Source organism: Acutalibacter intestini, from assembly GCF_034334985.1.
Lineage (GTDB): Bacteria > Bacillota > Clostridia > Oscillospirales > Acutalibacteraceae > Acutalibacter > Acutalibacter intestini.
Genome location: NZ_JAWXXL010000020.1, coordinates 1 through 15116 on the forward strand (window position 1 = coordinate 1; position 15116 = coordinate 15116).

The window sequence follows — 15116 nt, forward strand, 5'->3', positions numbered from 1 at the left end:
GCCAGAAGCATCGCAAGTGATTTCTTCAGAAACTTGCTTTTGTTCATGATTTCAACCCTCTTAAATTTTAGATTCTCAGCCGGCCTTTTTCGCCGCTGAGTGGAAGTTAACTATATATTGTAATTTGCATAATAAGCCGTATCCGCTATAATTAGAATAGAAATCTGAAATAAGCTGTAACCAACCGCCATTTTTTACGCTTATTAGGTTGAGGGCCCTCGAAATGGAGTGAAGAGCATGGAAGATGAAAAAATAGTGGAGCTATTTATCAGCCGCGACGAGACCGCGCTCTCTTACACGGCGAACAAATACGGAGCGCAGCTGAGGGGCTTGGCAAATAGTCTGCTGGCGGACATGCCCGCCGCCGAGGAGTGCGAGAACGATACTTATTTGCAGGCTTGGGGCTCCATCCCTCCCCACGAGCCCCGCCAGTACCTGTTCCCTTTTTTGGCAAAGATTACCCGGCACCTGGCCCTGGACATGTGCCGCCGCCGCGACGCTAAAAAGCGCCGGACTCCTCTGATGGAGCTCACCAAGGAAATGGAACAGTGCATTCCTGCCCCTGGCGATACCCAGGGACAAGTGGACAGTGTATTGCTTAGCCAGACAGTCAGCGCATGGTTGCGCACCCTGGAACCGGAAAAACGCTACATGTTTCTGCGACGGTACTGGTATTTAGATTCTATCGCCGAAATAGCCGGGCGCTGCGGGGTGGGAAAAAGCAAGGTGAAGGTCACCCTGTTCCGATGCCGGGACAGCCTGCGAGAATATTTAAAAAAGGAGGGATATGACCTATGAACGGAAAGGAGATGCTGGAGATTATGGCAAATATCGATGTTGATCTAATACAGTCCGCAGCCGGAGAACCCCCTGAGAAAGAAACGAAAAGGAGCAAGGGCGCAAGGCTGCTGGGCCTGCTGCCCAAAGTTGAAAAAGGAAACCATAAGGAAGAGGACCAGGTAATGATCGAGCTGGTCTCCACCGGCCGCCCCTGGGGCCGCTGGCTGGCGGTCAGCCTGGGAGTGGTGGTGCTGTGTGGTATCCTAGTCGCTAGCCAGGTGATACAGTACATGGCCCGCAGCGGCAACCGGGTAACCCCGTCGGCCAGCAGTGGCTCTTATACCACAGAGCACATTCCCGCCGAAACCTACTTTCAACACAACACGGACGATGGAGACTGGGAGTTTCTCCATAATATGATGGCAGATGTTACAGAAAAGGATGTTCTGGTAGAGGCATTCTTTGGCGGCCAGCGGCTTCTGCTGGAAAGCCAGCAGGTACTGCCCCTGCGGCCTAGGGACCAGTGGCTGACCATTGGCGCGGACTATGACGACGAATCCGGCGCGGTGAAGGCCCTAACCATCCGCTGGCAGCGCACCGCCCTAGGAGATGGAGTGGGCAGCTACTTCTCGGATAATATCATCCTGCGCACCGCGCCCCAGCCCTTTGAGGACTACCAGGGGGAGAAGTACCAAGCCCAAATGGCCAACAAGACTGTGGTAGAGCGGGACGGCGTGAAGATCACAGTAGTGGGGGGCGAGGGCAACGAGAAGTGCCTGACCTACCAGCGCCAGGATGGCTGGTACCAGCTGTATGGTAGCCACAATATCTCCTGTGAAGAGCTCATTGAGGTGCTGGACTGGTTCTGGCTGCACCCGGTGGACTATGGGCGGTTTGCAGAGGAGCAGGCCGACGTGTACTTGGCACAGGCCACAGCAGGCGGGCTGATGGCAGGCGATGTTGAAATTACGGCCGAGGATGGCCCAGACGATGACGCATGGGCGTTTAAAGAGTTCTGTCCTGGCAGTGCAGAGGCGGAATGGGTTTCTATTACCCGCCCTATGACTGCGGTCACTTATAACGGCGAACCGGCATCCATTGAAATAGGGTACTACGATGACTACCAGAAGCCCATCGCGGGCTGGGCCGTGTACCGCCGGGACCTGGACGCCCGCCAGGGCATTGACCCCATTGACGCCATGTACTCTATGGGCGACCTGGACGTGGACGTGACCCCGGAGGTGCTGGAGGACACACTGCGCAGGCACCACGCAATGGTAAATAATAAGCTGGTGTTCACCTGGAAGGGCCTGTACGTGGTGGCTACCCTGGACGACTGCGCCAACGCGGAGAACCTTTGGCCCTTCCTGGAGCAAATGCGGGAGACCAGGGGCCAGCTGGAAGTTGTGCGCCTGGACCAGTATGAGGACCCCGATATTTTTGAGGGCTATTACCCCCCGGGCAACACCCAGTACACAGACAAGATAGGTGAACCGGAACTGACGATTCGTTCCGGCCAGGTGGTAGAGTTGAACTGCGAATACGACTGGATGGACCAGGGCAAGCTGGTGCAGAGCTGGTCTGTGCTGACGGATTTTACCAGCGATGCCTACCAGGAGTGGTTTGCCAGGGAGTATGCGGGAGACCTAAATACTCTGACCAAAGAGGCCCTGGCCGAAAACTGGAATCAGGAGAAAGTGCCCAACGACTATAACCTGATGTTCACTTGGGACGGCCATTATATCATGGCGCAGCTGGACCCGGAGGCCGGTGCCGATCAGATTTGGGACCTGCTGCAAAGCCTAAAGGCCGCCAAGTATCCCCAGGATGCGGCAAAGCCCGCGGACCCGGCGGAGCCAGCCAGCTCGGCGGTAGCCACCCCCGAGCCCAGCCAGGTGGAGGTGTACAGCGACCTTTCCCAGTACCCGGAGGCCTTCCACAACGCCTACATCCAGGACGGCCCGGTGGAGATGGACGGGGTAACCATGAGCGGGAAGTTGTACGACCTTACCCTGGAAGCGGCGGGAGGCCAGCCCCTGCGCCTGACGACCGTCTACGAGCCCGGCGGGCTGGTTGGCGGCATGACCCTCATCGACCGGGCCCACCCGGCCCTGGGCAGCCTGGAGGGCTGGGACGAAGTGATCGCGGACTTTGCCAGCCGTTCTTCCGGCCCCCTAAAGGCCCTGACCCGGGAGGACACGGAGCGGATTGTCCAAGAGATGGAGCAGGTGGAGAGTACAGCGGACGGCGGGACCCACAAGTTTGTCTACGAGTGGGACAGCTACTATGTGGAGATGTCCTTCCCCGTCGTGCCCACAGCGGCGGAGTTTTATAAATTTGTCAACGAGATGCAAATCGCCTGGATCTGTGGGCAGACCGCGGAAATCGATGAACTATGGGGCAATGCCCTGAACGCCCTGGGCTGGCAGGACAGCGAGGACAGCCCGGTCTATGGGATGCAAGCGAGCTATTATGCTATCCCCACGGAGGGCACGGCGGGGGACCTGCGCACCATGACCAAGGCCGGTGTGGAGGAATACCTTCAGAGAGCGGGCGGCGACAGCTTCTTCTTCACCTGGGACCACGCCGTGGTGGTGCAGTTCCGCTATCGGAGCGACGTGACGGCGGAGGACCTGTGGGAATTTTTCTCCCAGCTGAAAAAGACCGCCACAGAGGAGGAGCGCCAGGACATGTGGGCCAAGGCACTAGAGCTGAACGGCTACACCTGCGCCACCGCGCCCCTGGGCTGGGTAAGCAGCATCAACAGCTATGTGCCCGACCCGGACAATCCAGACCCAGATACCGGCCTGACCCAGAACAACCAGCTGCGGGCCCGGTTTGTGGGGGACGTGGCCACCGTCACCCGGGAGGAACTGGAGCGCTACCGGGAGAACTACCCAGACCAGCTGCTGAGCTTCACTTGGCTGGGCGAGGGCTGCGTGTGCCGGCAGGCAGAGGGCGCGGACCTGGACAGCATCTGGAGCTTCCTCTTGACCCTGCGGGCTCTTTCCGCCGGTGAACCAGCAGTGGAGGTGGACAACAGCGTATATGCGGCATTTCCAGACCTGCACGGGGTCCCGGCCCAGTGGGCCCAAGCCGTGAAGGAGACGGCGGCGGAGTGGATGGCCCAGAGGTACGGGGTACAGGGAATTGGTTTTGAAGATTGGCGCTGTGAGGAGCTGAGCATCCAAGAGGTGTCGAAGAATAGGGACGAGTTGATATTCAACGCCAAGTTCCTCTTTAAGATTGAGGAAGGAAAGAGTTATGAAGGCTGGTGGGATGACATTCATGGCGGATTGGATGACGTTCTTGAACAAGAAGGGTGGAGACAGACATATGTGCAGGGCATTCAGATTAAGAAAGTAAATGGCCGCTGGCGGCGGGTAGATGGAGATTCCCAGCCGTATGGGGACTAAGGCCAGACCATCACGCCCATAGAAGCATAAGATAAAGCGAAAAGCCGCGCGGCCCATGAGAGCCACGCGGCTTTTCCTATAATTTTCATGGTTAGACAAATAGAACGCGGCCCAGGGGCGGGGAAGATTGCCGGTTACCTGGCGAAGCCAAGTCCGTTCTGCCCTGACCGAGTCGATAGACGAGACTTAAAGCTCCAAGGCCCTTGTCCAAAGGATTAGACAGCGTCCGCCTTATGAACTTTGGAGCGCACCATGTTTTCCTCCATGGGGTATGGAGAAAGTAGGACCGGTCATTTCAGTCTATACTTCTCCTTGATGGACTCGTCACAGAGCACCCGGCCCCGGACCTTGAATAAACAGCTGGTCCGGCGCTACCTCCTGCTGATGCAAAGCACACCGTAACCGCTGATGGTGACCACTTGGCCCCGGCCGAGGAGGCCAGCCCCGTCCTGGGGCATAAGGACCAGGACGCCCAAGAACCACTGGCCCCGTGGGTACAGCGGGCAATGTTTGGCTCATTGCATTGCAAGGTCTCCCGCAGGGCCTGGTTGATAAAGTCACTGCGGTTAGAGTAGTAGCCATTGTTCACCAGCATATCGATAGCGGCCAGGGTGGAGGAGTTGATGTGGACCGATACTTTTTCGGTCAGGCTGAGGCTGGCGTTGTTTTACAAATCTGTTTTTCCTTAAGAATCTCCCTTGAAAGCGCTTGGAGAAGCTCTGTGGCCCGGCCCTGTCCCAAAATGTAGCGTTTAAGGATGAGACTCTAAAATGTCCTCATAAGCTCTTCACGTCCCCCGTGGTTCCAGTCTCTTGACAGTATGCCCCCTGCGTGGTAAAATTTAGCTCCATTATTCATCATAAGGAGGCAGTACTATGCAATGGATTTTTGAGGATGACCACTCCCGCCCTGTATTTACCCCAGAGGAACATATCAGCGGCAAGTTCCCCGATGGCAAAGTCCCTGGCCTGCCCCGCCGGGCCGTGTTGTTCTGCCTAAGCCGGGGCCTGCCCCTTTTGCGGGAGCGCTTTGGGGCAGAGGTCCTTCTGGAGGAGCTGCCGGGGTTCATCACCCCTACGCCGGTGCTGGTAGTTCCTGGCTATGGGGATGTCTGCTTTGTGGATGGTGGCCGGGGTGCGCCCCAGGCAGCCTCTGTAACAGAAACCCTTCACGCCATGGGTGTAGAGGAGATGCTGGTGGTGGGCCTGTGCGGGGCCTTTGGCCAACAGGTGCAGGTGGGCGACCTGCTGATGCCGGAGAAAATCCTTAGTGAAGAGGGGGCCTCCCGGCACTATTTCGCCCGCCGGGAGATCGCCGTGCCCAGGGGGATTTGGACCCGGGAGCAGGCGGCGGAGGCCCTGGGGCAGGAAATAAAAGGGGAAAACACTGTCACCACCGACGCGGTGTACAGGCAGACTTTCTATAAGGAGGCCCAGTGGCGGGCCCAGGGGTATGTGGGGGTCGATATGGAAGCCTCCGCCATTGTGAACGTCTGCGAATACTACGGGCTGAAAAGCACCGTGCTCTTTATGGCCTCGGACAAGCACCCCCTAACCCCGGAGGGCCCCCGGTGGCGCTGGGGCGGAGAGGACTACGCCCTGTATAAGCGGAAGCAGGAGCGCTTTTTAACCGGCTGTGTAGAGCTGGCGCTGAAATAAACCCCTGAAATTTGACAGTGGGACGCGGTCTAGGGGCGGGGAAAGCCGCCTGCTGAGACCGCGTCCTTATATCCCAGAGGCCCCTATCCCTCCGTCAGCGCCCGGTATATCTCCGACTTCCTCTGCCCGCTCTCCTGGGCGGCCTGCCGGGCCGCCTGGCTGGCAGAGCAGCCCTGCTGCAGATATTCCCTGGCCAGCCCCACCGCGTCCTCCAGGGAACAGGCCTCCGCTGGCACCGGGACCTCTCCCCCGGCCACTACCAGTACAAACTCCCCCCGGGGCTCCTGCTCCCGGTAATGGGCGGCGGCCTCTCCCAGGGTGGTGCGCCACACCTCCTCATGGAGCTTGGTCAGCTCCCGAACCACGGCAATTTTCCGCTGTGGCCCAAAGAGCTTTTCCAGGTCCCCCAGGGTGCGGCGCAGTTTGTGGGGGGCCTCGTAGAAGATCATGGTCCTGGTTTCCCCGCTGATTTGGGACAGGTGTTCCCGGCGGCTGTGCTTATTCATAGAGAGAAAACCCTCGAAGGTAAAGCGCCCGGTAGGCAGGCCGCTGACCGCCAAGGCTGAAATGGCGGCGGTAGGGCCCGGCACCACATAGACAGGGATGTCCTCCTGGGCGCAGGCGCTGACCAGGCTCTCGCCCGGGTCAGAAACAGCGGGCATTCCTGCGTCAGATACAAGGGCGCAGGTATCTCCTGCTCGAAGCCGGGCCAGGATGGTCTCGCCCCGGCTGAGCTTGTTGTGCTCAAAATAGCTAAGCAGGGGTTTGCGCAGGCCAAAATGGTTCAATAAAGCCCTAGTAACCCGGGTGTCCTCAGCGGCAATAAAATCCGCCTGAGCTAGGGTCTCCCTCGCCCGGGGAGAGAAGTCTCCCAGGTTTCCAATGGGAGTACCCACAACATAAAGCGCGCCTTTTTCAAGCATTTGCGCCGCCTCCTTCTAAGTAATCTCCATAGATACGGACCATTTCGGCAGAAAGATCCCCTGCTTCTGTCTCAAGCACCAGCGGAGTTTCTACTTCCAGCCCGGGCCCGCCGCCCCGGCGGCATTCCATTAGGAATAGATAAGGGGCCTTCTCTGGGCGGGCCTGTACCAGCCGCAGGCGTTTTGGCTCCAGTTCATGTTGGTGGAGAACCACCACCGCTTCGGCCAAGCGGCGGGCAGGTAGACAAAGGCAGATCCGTCCCCCGGTTTTTAGGGAATAACGGGCAGCCTGGGCCAATTCTGCCAGTGAGAGGGTCCCGCCGTGGCGGGCCAGGCCACGCTCGGCCTCCTGGGGAATCAGACCGCTGCCAGGGGAAAAATAGGGCGGATTGCAGGCGGCCAGGTCCAGGGCCTGATGGGGTAGACAGTTTTTATAATTTCGCAAATCCCCCTGCTGGACTGTGATAATTTCAGCAAGGCTGTTTTCGCTTGCGGAGTCCTCTGCCAGCCGCACGGCTTCTGGTTGCAGTTCCACTGCCAGAACGCTGGCTGGACGGCCTCTAGCACACCACAAGAGGGGGATTACCCCGCAGCCAGTGCCCAGGTCGGCGCAGCGCCAGCCGGGACGGGGCAGGGAGAAATCGGCCAAAAGCAGCGTGTCGGTATTAAAGCGGTGGGTCTCGTTGACCAAGACCCGCAGGTCCCGGCCTAAAGGCTCCCAGTGAGTAGGCATAGCGCGCCTCCCTTCTCTCATAGTGAAAAATAGGGCAACCCTGCGTTCCGCGGGGTTCTATCTTTTTTTAGAACCCTTTGCGCAACAGAAAAAGCGGAACCCGCTACAGCCAGGCTCCGCTTCTTTCTCTTTGCCGTTTGGCTTAGCCCTCCTGGGGCGCACCCACAGGGCAAACACCAGCGCAAGCGCCGCAGTCCAGGCACTTGTCAGGATCGATTACGTACTTGCCGTCGCCCTCAGAGATAGCGTCGGCAGGGCACTCGCCGGCGCAGGCGCCGCAGGCAATGCACTCATCGTTAATGGTATATGGCATAAGAAACACCTCCATGGTTTTTATAAGCCTATTTTAACATATTTTTCGGAAAATGCAACAGTTTTCCGGCTTATTTTTGCCGGTGGGGAATAATTCTTTATAAAGAAAACTTTGGACTACTCCAAGTCCTTCAGCTGTTCCAGCTCTTGCTTTTCCACTTTTACCCGGCCGTCCCGCAGCAGCTTTACCTGGTCCACAGTGTATACTTTAGGCGCGGCGTCGGGGTCCTTATCCAGACGGACCGTAAGCTTATGGGTCAAAAGGTTTTGGTCAATGACCACGCCCTTGCCATCTGGGGTAGAAACAATGGCGTTTACCTTGGGCGTGGTTTTCAGCAGGTCCTGGTAGGCCTCCTGCTCATATTTTAGGCAGCACATCAGCCGTCCGCAGGCTCCGGAAATCTTCACCGGGTTTAGGGAAAGTCCCTGCTCTTTAGCCATTTTAATGGAGACTGGCTGGAATCCACCTAAAAAGGAACCACAGCAAAAGGGCCGGCCGCATATGCCAATGCCCCCCAGCATTTTAGCCTCGTCCCGCACGCCAATCTGCCGCAACTCTATGCGGGTACGGAACATTCCAGCCAGGTCTTTCACCAGCTCCCGGAAATCCACCCGGCCGTCGGCGGTGAAGTAGAAAAGGATTTTGCTGTTATCAAACGTATACTCTACCTCTACCAGCTTCATCTCCAGGCCCCGGGCGGCAATGCGCTTTTCACAAGCTTTAAAGGCGGATTTCTCTTTTTTATGGTTCTCTTCCACCCGGTGCAGGTCTTCGGAAGTGGCCCGGCGAATCAGCCGCCGCAGAGGCTGCACAATAGAGGAGTCCCGCACCTGGCGGTTTTCCATGGCCACCTCGCCGCACTCCACACCTCGGGCGGTCTCCACAATCGCCATGTCGCCCTTGGAAAGTTTTTCTTCGCCGGGGTCGAAATAGTAGACCTTGCCGGTGCTTTTAAATCGTACGCCAATTACTTCTGCCATGGTTCATCTCCTATGGGATTTAAAAATAGAGCTGGCACATCCATTGTTCTGGTTCTTTGAATGATGCGGGTTTTGCGGCGCCGGATCCTGGGCAGGACGCATCGTGGTTCCAGGCCGTTTTTGTGTGATACGGTCCCTAGGTCTCGCGGCCTTAACCAGAGAGCAGGTCAGCGCACAGGCAGGTGACAAGTAGAGAGCCGTTGGCATTGCGTTCCAGTTTCTCCCGGTACTGGTCCGCCAGGGTGGGCAGATGGGCCAGGCGCTTCATGGGCAAAGCGCATAGGCGGTCCGCAGCCTGGGGCGCGCCGCCCAGCAGGGTCTCTCCGCCGCTTCGCAGCACACAGGCGTCCCGAAAGATCAGTGCCAGCCGGGCTAGTACATCCCGGAATAGGGCCCGGTCCTTTTGCAGCGGCGCGGCGGTTTTTAGCAGGACATGCCCCCCAGGAGAGAGCATCCCATCCACCATGCCCACAGCCACTTCAAAAGCCCGGCGGGCCCCACCGTTTTCCAGCTCCTCCAGCATCCTGCCCAGATTTCCCCCGCACAGGCGGGCCAGCTCCTGGGCCCGGGAAGAGTCCACCTGCTTTTCTCGTTCCAGCCACTGGGCGGCTTCAGCTTCCTCTAGAGGCAAAAGGGTGAAGATCTGCGCCCGGGAACGGATAGTGGGCAGCACGGAGTCCGCGCTAGGGCAGATCAAAATAAAAACCGCGCCCTGGGGGGGCTCTTCAATCAGTTTTAGCAGCTTGTTCTGGGCAGCGTCCAGGGTACGAGTCCCCATGTTAAGGATGTATACATTATAAGGCGACTCATCGGGCATCCGATAGGCGTCCTCTAAAACAGCCCGTATGGTGTCCACATTTAGGGCTTTGGAAACACCGCTGCCCTCTACTACCCGCAGATCCGGGTGGCTGCCCGCCGCCGCCCGTACGCAGCTGGGGCACACGCCGCAGGGAGCCTGGTCCCTGTTGCGGCAGACCAAAGCTTTGCCCAGTAGAGCGGCCAGGGTGCGTTTCCCGGTGCCAGGCTCTCCCTGTAAAATCACCGCATGGGGAAAACGTCCTGCCGAAAAAGCGGCGCTTAAGGCCTGCTTAACACCATCATTGCCCGCAAAGCTGGAGAAATTCATAAGCTCTTCTTATACCTTTTCAAAGCGGTCCACGTTTAGCACAAAGATGGTGGAACCGCCCACAGTGACCTCTACTGGGAAGGAAGAGTACATGCCCACCTCCATGGTAGAGGAGTGGGGTACGATCTGGGTGCGGCGGCTGCTGTATTTTGAGATAATCCCAATGACCTCGTCCACCTTGCCGTCCTCTACGCCGGAAATAAAGGTAGTGTTGCCGGCCATAAGAAAGCCGCCGGTGGTGGCCAGTTTGGTTACAGAGAAGCCCTCGCGGGTCAGCGCGGAGGACACGGCTCCGCTGTCGTCGTTGCTCACTATGGCAAGAATCAGTTTCATAATAGGGAATCGTCCTTTCTCAGGAAGTCTAGGCCCTACGGCCAAAGGCCGGCCTTCTGGTACTATTGTAGCATAAAACCAGAAGAAAAGCCAGCGTTTTTTGCGGTATTTCCAGAAGACTGGCAAATAGGAAGGGGCGCTCCGCAAAAAGGAGCGCCCCGGGGAAAGACTTTGTGCGGGCTTCTACCGTCCCTCTGGCTTTTTACGGGGAATGGCCATAGAAGACAGCTGCTGGTAGCTCTCCCATTCTTCCGGGTCTTTAGGGGACTTATACATCAGGCCCGTACATTCGTTCACAGAGGCTACGTTGGAAATATCAGGAAAAAATTCCTGAGAGGGCTCCTGGTGTTCGCGGTAGTCGATTTTGCGCTTTGGGTTTGGCATCTTAAAGGACCTCCTAAGAAATGATTTTGGGAGTAGTATGCCGGGGCAGGAGAACATTACGCAAAGCCTATCGGAACAGGTTTTGGTACAAGGAATCGTATCCATGGTTTCACAGGTTTGCCAAGTTTTTACAACAGGGGTTTCCAGTCTAGGGCTTGTTTGAAAATAGAGGAAATGACGGATTTTTGCCCAGAAGCGGCCAGCTTTAAGGAAAAAACCGCAAGGAATCCTTGCGTATTACGAGGATTTTCGACGCAGAAGAGGACCCCTTCTGGGCAAAATGACGGTGTTTTCGATGTTTCAAACAAGCCCTAATTTACCGAAAAGATAGGTGCTATACCCTGGGCGCCCCGCATATATATAACTGTAAATCCTCCGAAAGCTGGTGACCATATTGATCAATAGTTTTACTCCCGCCTTTGCCCAGCGCCTGGCCCGCCGGCCCAACGCTTGGGCGGCCATGCGGGGGCAAGAGAATTCCCGGCTGGTGGGCACCCTAAAGCTGTACCAGACCACAGCGGGGGTGGTGGCCGCGGCGGAGTTTTGGGGCCTGCCACAAAACGAAGGGAACCCAAAGGGCCTGTTTAAGCTGTGTATTTATAGCGAGAGCGAGGGCGAAGGGGTTTTGGCGGCGGAACTTCCCACTTTGCTGGGAAACCGGGGCTATGCCTGGGGAGCGGCGCTTAGCAGCCGGTTTACCATACGGGACGTGATGGGGTGTACAGCGGCCCTGCTCGTTGGCCCGGGGAGCGAAGCCGCCCAACCCTCTGGCGGCGCGGGCGAAATTATAGCGCGCGGGACAATTAAATAGAGAAGCGGGGGAGCTTTTGCCTCCCCCGCTTTGTTTTCCACTGGAATTGTGCGGTATTGCCTTAAAAATGGAACACCGTGACCGGCCGGTGGTAACGCGGACAGTTCTCAATGATAAACTTTGTCCCCTGGGAAGCGCCATCCCAAAAAGCCAGTACTTGATCCGCATATTGGATAATTTGAAGATTGCGTTTTAGGGGCGCAAAACGTCCGTAACGCTGGTATTCAGGCAGGAACTCTGTGAGCTTTAGATTGTGAGACAGCGCGTATTCACGGGCGCAAATATCCACACCTTTTGCGCCGCCGGAAACAATTTCACTGGTACCCTGAGGCAGATAGATTTCCAGATCTGGTATTTGCAGGCCTCTAGAACCAACAACAGCCACTTTCAAAACCATATGCCCCCTCAAAAAATATACGTCACTATTATGTCATAATACCACTATTTTCGGGTTTTTGGCAAATTTTTCACTATAATTAAGTCAAAAAAACTCAAATATGACGTAAAAGAGATGGCATGATGGAGGAAAAAATTTTACGCTATACCTTACGGGTAGACCGTTCCATGTTCCAAAAATTTAAATACATAGCAGAATCCAATGGCCGTTCCGCCAACCGAGAGATCGAGCAGTACCTGAAAAAGCGAGTGGCTGCCTATGAAAAGGAAAACGGGCCGATTCCTTCTGGGGAAGAGTAGGGCCTTGTATCATTTGTCTGTTTTTAGGGTTTTATGTAGATAGGGCTGCTGTGCTGGCCCAGCCTGGCTCTTGTACATATGGGCCGGGCTTTTTGCTTTGGAGACTGGCCTTTGCCGCTACTTGACCTCTCCCCCCTTTTGTAGTAAAATGGCTTCATAAGGAGGGACCAATATGAACATTGACCTGAATCTGGAAATCAGCCGCTTGCTCCACTATGCCATACAGAAAAGCTTGATCACTCCCGATGACCGGGCCTACGCGGCCAACCGCCTCTTGGTCTGTCTAAAAGCCCGGGAGTTTACCCCGGTTTCTGTAGAGGAGGCCCTGCCCTACCCTGTGGAACCCCTGGAAAATCTTTGTCAATGGGCTGTGTCCCAGGGAATGATTGACCCGGACACCCAGGATGCCCGGGATCAATTTGATACCGAGCTTATGGCCTGCCTAACCCCTCGTCCCTCGGAGATCATTGGCAGATTCCGTGGGCTTTATCAGCAGAGCCCCCAGGCGGCCACAGACTATTATTATGATTTGAGCCGCGCTACCAACTATATCCGGGTGGACCGGGTGGAAAAAGACCGCATGTGGACCGCCCCCACGCCCTATGGGGATCTGGTGATTACCATTAACCTGTCAAAGCCCGAAAAAGATCCGAAAGCCATTGCCGCGGCGAAAAATGCCCCCAAGTCCGGCTACCCGGCCTGCGCCCTCTGCCGGGAGAACGAGGGCTACCTGGGCAGCGCCAACCAGGCGCCCCGAGGGAACCACCGGCTGATCCCTCTGGAGCTTTGCGGAGAAAAGTGGTTTTTACAGTACTCTCCTTATGTGTATTATAACGAACACTGTATTGTGCTCAGCGAAGAGCACAGGCCCATGAAGGTGAGCAAGGACAGCTTCTGGCGCCTGCTGGAATTCGTCTCCCTTCTGCCCCACTATTTTATTGGTTCAAACGCAGACTTGCCGATTGTGGGAGGATCTATCCTGACCCATGACCACTTCCAGGGGGGACGGTATGAGTTTCCCATGGCCAAGGCCCCGGTGCGGGAAGAGGTCCGCTTTTCCAGCTGCCCAGAGGTCCAGGCGGGCATGGTAAACTGGCCCATGTCTGTACTCCGCCTGCGAAGCGGAAATAAAGCCCTATTAGTAGAGCTTGCGGAAAAGGTCCTCGCTGCCTGGCGGGGTTATTCTGATAAAGCGGCAGGGGTGCTGGCTTTTTCTGGGGACACGCCCCACAATACCATTACCCCCATTGCCCGCCGCCGGGGAGAGGACTATGAGCTGGATCTGGTGCTGCGCAACAACCGTACCACAGAAGAGCATCCCCTGGGCCTGTTCCATCCCCACGCAGAATACCATCATATTAAGAAGGAAAATATCGGCCTTATTGAAGTGATGGGACTGGCGATCCTGCCCCCCCGGCTGCTAACAGAAACCGCCCTTTTAGGCCAGGCCCTGGCTGACCCGGCCCAGGCGGAGACGATTATGGCCCGCCCGGAAATGAAGAAGCACCAGCCCTGGTACCAAGAACTGAGGGCCCGCAATATCCCGGCTGAGGAGATCAGCCAGGCTATACGGGAGAGCATTGGCGAGATCTTTGGTAAAATTTTGGGCAATGCCGGGGTCTTTAAGGATGATGAGGCAGGCCGCCAGGCTTTCCGGCGTTTTTGCGAAGGAGTCCGATGAAACTGCCCGAGCGGATGCCCGTGACTTTGCTGGAGCGTGTACTAAGTTTGGCGGCTCCCCTGGGCTGCCTGTTGTGCGGAAAGGCAGTGGGCGCGGGCGAGCTGTTCTGCCCCCTGTGCCAGGGCGTGGGGAAAAAGCCTGTCACCCGGCTTCTGAACATAAGCGGCGGCAGAAAGCTGCCAGTGGCTTCGCCGTATTATTACAAGAGCGTCTATAGAAAGACGGTTTTAGAGTATAAGTTTCAAGGCATCAGCGCCTACGCCAAACCCATAGGGTGGTTTATGGCTGGAGCGGCGAGAACTCTGCCCGGCTCTTTTGACCTAGTGACCTATGTGCCCATGGCCAGAAGGGCCCGCTGGATTCGGGGCTATAACCAGAGCCAGCTTTTGGCCAGGACCGTAGGGATGGCCTTGAATTTGCCGGTGGTTCCGGCCTTAAAAAAGCGGCGGAAAACCAAGGTCCAGCATGAGCTGAACGCGGAAGAAAGGGCAGGAAATGTGCGCGGGGCCTATGGCGTGAGAAAGGGCGCGCCACCCCTGGCGGGCAAGGCTGTGCTGCTGGTGGACGACATTGTGACTACTGGGAATACCCTGGCAGACTGCGCTCGAGCTCTGTATGAGGCCGGGGCGGCCCAGGTGTGCGCCCTGTGCGCGGCAGACGCGGATAGGCCGGAAAAAAATATGGACCGAGGTGAAAAGCGTTGGATCAGGAAAAAATCAAGCGGGCAGTCCGGGACATCCTGGAGGCTGTGGGAGAGGACCCAAACCGGGAGGGGCTGGCGGAGACCCCGGAAAGGGTAGCTAGGATGTATAAAGAGATATTCTCTGGTCTTTACAGCGATCCCAGAGAGCACCTGAAAATTTTTCATGAGGAGAGCAAGCACGGCGAGCTGGTGATAGTCCGGGACATCCCCCTGTACTCAGTATGCGAGCACCACCTGCTGCCCTTTATCGGTAGGGCGCATATTGCCTATATCCCTAAGAATGGCAGGATCATTGGTCTTTCCAAGTTCGCTAGGATTGTGGACTGCTTTGCCCGCAGGCCCCAGGTGCAGGAGCGGCTAACCGGACAGATCGCGGACTTTTTATACCAGAACATGCAGCCCCTGGGGGCAGCGGTGTTCATCGAGGCAGAGCATTTGTGCATGACCATGCGTGGGGCCCGGGCAGCGGGAGCGACCACCCGGACCTCGGCGCTGCGGGGCTGTATGCAGACAGACGCAAAAACCCGGGCGGAGGTTATGGCGCTGCTAAAGTAAGAGGAAGGGACGGCCGCGCCTGGT

At 57.0% G+C, this 15116-nt stretch carries 17 protein-coding genes; 8 read left to right on the plus strand and 9 right to left on the minus strand.

Annotation, left to right across the window (positions count from 1 at the left end; all coding sequences use genetic code 11):
* Nucleotides 1-237 precede the first annotated feature (237 nt).
* Nucleotides 238-798 (plus strand): RNA polymerase sigma factor, encoded by a 561-nt coding sequence (locus U8U68_RS13810; RefSeq protein WP_322201752.1) that lies wholly within the window; start codon nucleotides 238-240, stop codon nucleotides 796-798.
* Nucleotides 795-4196: a hypothetical protein gene (locus U8U68_RS13815; protein WP_322201754.1), complete on the plus strand. Its 3402-nt coding sequence runs from the start codon at nucleotides 795-797 to the stop codon at nucleotides 4194-4196. The genes U8U68_RS13810 and U8U68_RS13815 overlap by 4 nt, the downstream gene beginning before the upstream one ends.
* 295 nt (nucleotides 4197-4491) lie before the next feature.
* On the opposite strand, the gene U8U68_RS13820 is transcribed toward U8U68_RS13815, so the two are convergent.
* On the minus strand, nucleotides 4492-4845 hold the full coding sequence (locus tag U8U68_RS13820; RefSeq protein ID WP_322201866.1) for a hypothetical protein: 354 nt from the start codon (nucleotides 4843-4845) through the stop codon (nucleotides 4492-4494).
* 226 nt (nucleotides 4846-5071) lie between these two features.
* Here U8U68_RS13820 and U8U68_RS13825 point away from each other — a divergent pair, with 226 nt between their 5' ends.
* The gene (locus tag U8U68_RS13825) at nucleotides 5072-5854 is read left to right on the plus strand and encodes a phosphorylase family protein (protein ID WP_322201756.1); all 783 of its coding nucleotides are present in this window, start codon (nucleotides 5072-5074) and stop codon (nucleotides 5852-5854) included.
* Nucleotides 5855-5937: 83 nt separating this feature from the next.
* Here U8U68_RS13825 and rsmI read toward each other — a convergent pair whose 3' ends face one another.
* From rsmI to U8U68_RS13860, 7 genes are all read right to left on the minus strand, one after another.
* A complete protein-coding gene (gene rsmI / locus U8U68_RS13830) occupies nucleotides 5938-6777 on the minus strand; it encodes a 16S rRNA (cytidine(1402)-2'-O)-methyltransferase (RefSeq protein ID WP_322201758.1) in 840 nt (279 codons plus the stop codon).
* On the minus strand, nucleotides 6770-7510 hold the full coding sequence (locus U8U68_RS13835; RefSeq protein ID WP_322201760.1) for a tRNA1(Val) (adenine(37)-N6)-methyltransferase: 741 nt from the start codon (nucleotides 7508-7510) through the stop codon (nucleotides 6770-6772). The genes rsmI and U8U68_RS13835 overlap by 8 nt, the downstream gene beginning before the upstream one ends.
* A gap of 142 nt (nucleotides 7511-7652) precedes the next feature.
* The gene (fdxA, locus tag U8U68_RS13840) at nucleotides 7653-7823 is read right to left on the minus strand and encodes a 4Fe-4S ferredoxin (protein WP_120426123.1); all 171 of its coding nucleotides are present in this window, start codon (nucleotides 7821-7823) and stop codon (nucleotides 7653-7655) included.
* A gap of 116 nt (nucleotides 7824-7939) precedes the next feature.
* Nucleotides 7940-8803 (minus strand): PSP1 domain-containing protein, encoded by an 864-nt coding sequence (locus tag U8U68_RS13845; protein ID WP_322201763.1) that lies wholly within the window; start codon nucleotides 8801-8803, stop codon nucleotides 7940-7942.
* Between the two features lie 151 nt (nucleotides 8804-8954).
* Entirely contained in the window at nucleotides 8955-9929 is a 975-nt protein-coding gene (locus U8U68_RS13850; protein ID WP_322201765.1) for a DNA polymerase III subunit, read from the minus strand.
* Between the two features lie 9 nt (nucleotides 9930-9938).
* Nucleotides 9939-10262 (minus strand): cyclic-di-AMP receptor, encoded by a 324-nt coding sequence (locus U8U68_RS13855; RefSeq protein WP_120426120.1) that lies wholly within the window; start codon nucleotides 10260-10262, stop codon nucleotides 9939-9941.
* Between the two features lie 183 nt (nucleotides 10263-10445).
* Complete coding sequence (locus U8U68_RS13860) at nucleotides 10446-10646, minus strand: hypothetical protein (RefSeq protein WP_322201768.1); 201 nt, start codon at nucleotides 10644-10646, stop codon at nucleotides 10446-10448.
* Nucleotides 10647-11040: 394 nt separating this feature from the next.
* On the opposite strand from U8U68_RS13860, the gene U8U68_RS13865 reads away from it, so the two are divergent.
* On the plus strand, nucleotides 11041-11457 hold the full coding sequence (locus tag U8U68_RS13865) for a hypothetical protein (protein WP_322201770.1): 417 nt from the start codon (nucleotides 11041-11043) through the stop codon (nucleotides 11455-11457).
* Between the two features lie 61 nt (nucleotides 11458-11518).
* On the opposite strand, the gene U8U68_RS13870 is transcribed toward U8U68_RS13865, so the two are convergent.
* Complete coding sequence (locus tag U8U68_RS13870) at nucleotides 11519-11842, minus strand: hypothetical protein (RefSeq protein WP_322201868.1); 324 nt, start codon at nucleotides 11840-11842, stop codon at nucleotides 11519-11521.
* A gap of 131 nt (nucleotides 11843-11973) precedes the next feature.
* Between U8U68_RS13870 and U8U68_RS13875 the strand changes: the two genes are divergently transcribed.
* From U8U68_RS13875 to folE, 4 genes are all read left to right on the plus strand, one after another.
* Entirely contained in the window at nucleotides 11974-12153 is a 180-nt protein-coding gene (locus tag U8U68_RS13875; RefSeq protein WP_322201772.1) for an Arc family DNA-binding protein, read from the plus strand.
* Nucleotides 12154-12325: 172 nt separating this feature from the next.
* On the plus strand, nucleotides 12326-13834 hold the full coding sequence (locus U8U68_RS13880; RefSeq protein WP_322201774.1) for a UDP-glucose--hexose-1-phosphate uridylyltransferase: 1509 nt from the start codon (nucleotides 12326-12328) through the stop codon (nucleotides 13832-13834).
* Nucleotides 13831-14634: a ComF family protein gene (locus U8U68_RS13885; protein ID WP_322201776.1), complete on the plus strand. Its 804-nt coding sequence runs from the start codon at nucleotides 13831-13833 to the stop codon at nucleotides 14632-14634. The genes U8U68_RS13880 and U8U68_RS13885 overlap by 4 nt, the downstream gene beginning before the upstream one ends.
* Nucleotides 14535-15092 (plus strand): GTP cyclohydrolase I FolE, encoded by a 558-nt coding sequence (gene folE / locus U8U68_RS13890; protein WP_322201778.1) that lies wholly within the window; start codon nucleotides 14535-14537, stop codon nucleotides 15090-15092. The genes U8U68_RS13885 and folE overlap by 100 nt, the downstream gene beginning before the upstream one ends.
* The last annotated feature ends 24 nt before the right edge of the window (nucleotides 15093-15116 follow it).

What these genes read in the sequence shown, in the direction of transcription:
- U8U68_RS13835 (WP_322201760.1), bottom strand. Translation starts at nt 7,510, where the DNA reads ATGCCTACTCACTGGGAGCCTTTAGGCCGGGACCTGCGGGTCTTGGTC.
- U8U68_RS13860 (WP_322201768.1), bottom strand. Translation starts at nt 10,646, where the DNA reads ATGCCAAACCCAAAGCGCAAAATCGACTACCGCGAACACCAGGAGCCC.
- U8U68_RS13880 (WP_322201774.1), top strand. Translation starts at nt 12,326, where the DNA reads ATGAACATTGACCTGAATCTGGAAATCAGCCGCTTGCTCCACTATGCC.
- U8U68_RS13885 (WP_322201776.1), top strand. Translation starts at nt 13,831, where the DNA reads ATGAAACTGCCCGAGCGGATGCCCGTGACTTTGCTGGAGCGTGTACTA.
- U8U68_RS13815 (WP_322201754.1), top strand. Translation starts at nt 795, where the DNA reads ATGAACGGAAAGGAGATGCTGGAGATTATGGCAAATATCGATGTTGAT.
- U8U68_RS13825 (WP_322201756.1), top strand. Translation starts at nt 5,072, where the DNA reads ATGCAATGGATTTTTGAGGATGACCACTCCCGCCCTGTATTTACCCCA.
- U8U68_RS13845 (WP_322201763.1), bottom strand. Translation starts at nt 8,803, where the DNA reads ATGGCAGAAGTAATTGGCGTACGATTTAAAAGCACCGGCAAGGTCTAC.
- U8U68_RS13810 (WP_322201752.1), top strand. Translation starts at nt 238, where the DNA reads ATGGAAGATGAAAAAATAGTGGAGCTATTTATCAGCCGCGACGAGACC.
- U8U68_RS13850 (WP_322201765.1), bottom strand. Translation starts at nt 9,929, where the DNA reads ATGAATTTCTCCAGCTTTGCGGGCAATGATGGTGTTAAGCAGGCCTTA.
- fdxA (WP_120426123.1), bottom strand. Translation starts at nt 7,823, where the DNA reads ATGCCATATACCATTAACGATGAGTGCATTGCCTGCGGCGCCTGCGCC.
- U8U68_RS13875 (WP_322201772.1), top strand. Translation starts at nt 11,974, where the DNA reads ATGATGGAGGAAAAAATTTTACGCTATACCTTACGGGTAGACCGTTCC.
- rsmI (WP_322201758.1), bottom strand. Translation starts at nt 6,777, where the DNA reads ATGCTTGAAAAAGGCGCGCTTTATGTTGTGGGTACTCCCATTGGAAAC.
- U8U68_RS13855 (WP_120426120.1), bottom strand. Translation starts at nt 10,262, where the DNA reads ATGAAACTGATTCTTGCCATAGTGAGCAACGACGACAGCGGAGCCGTG.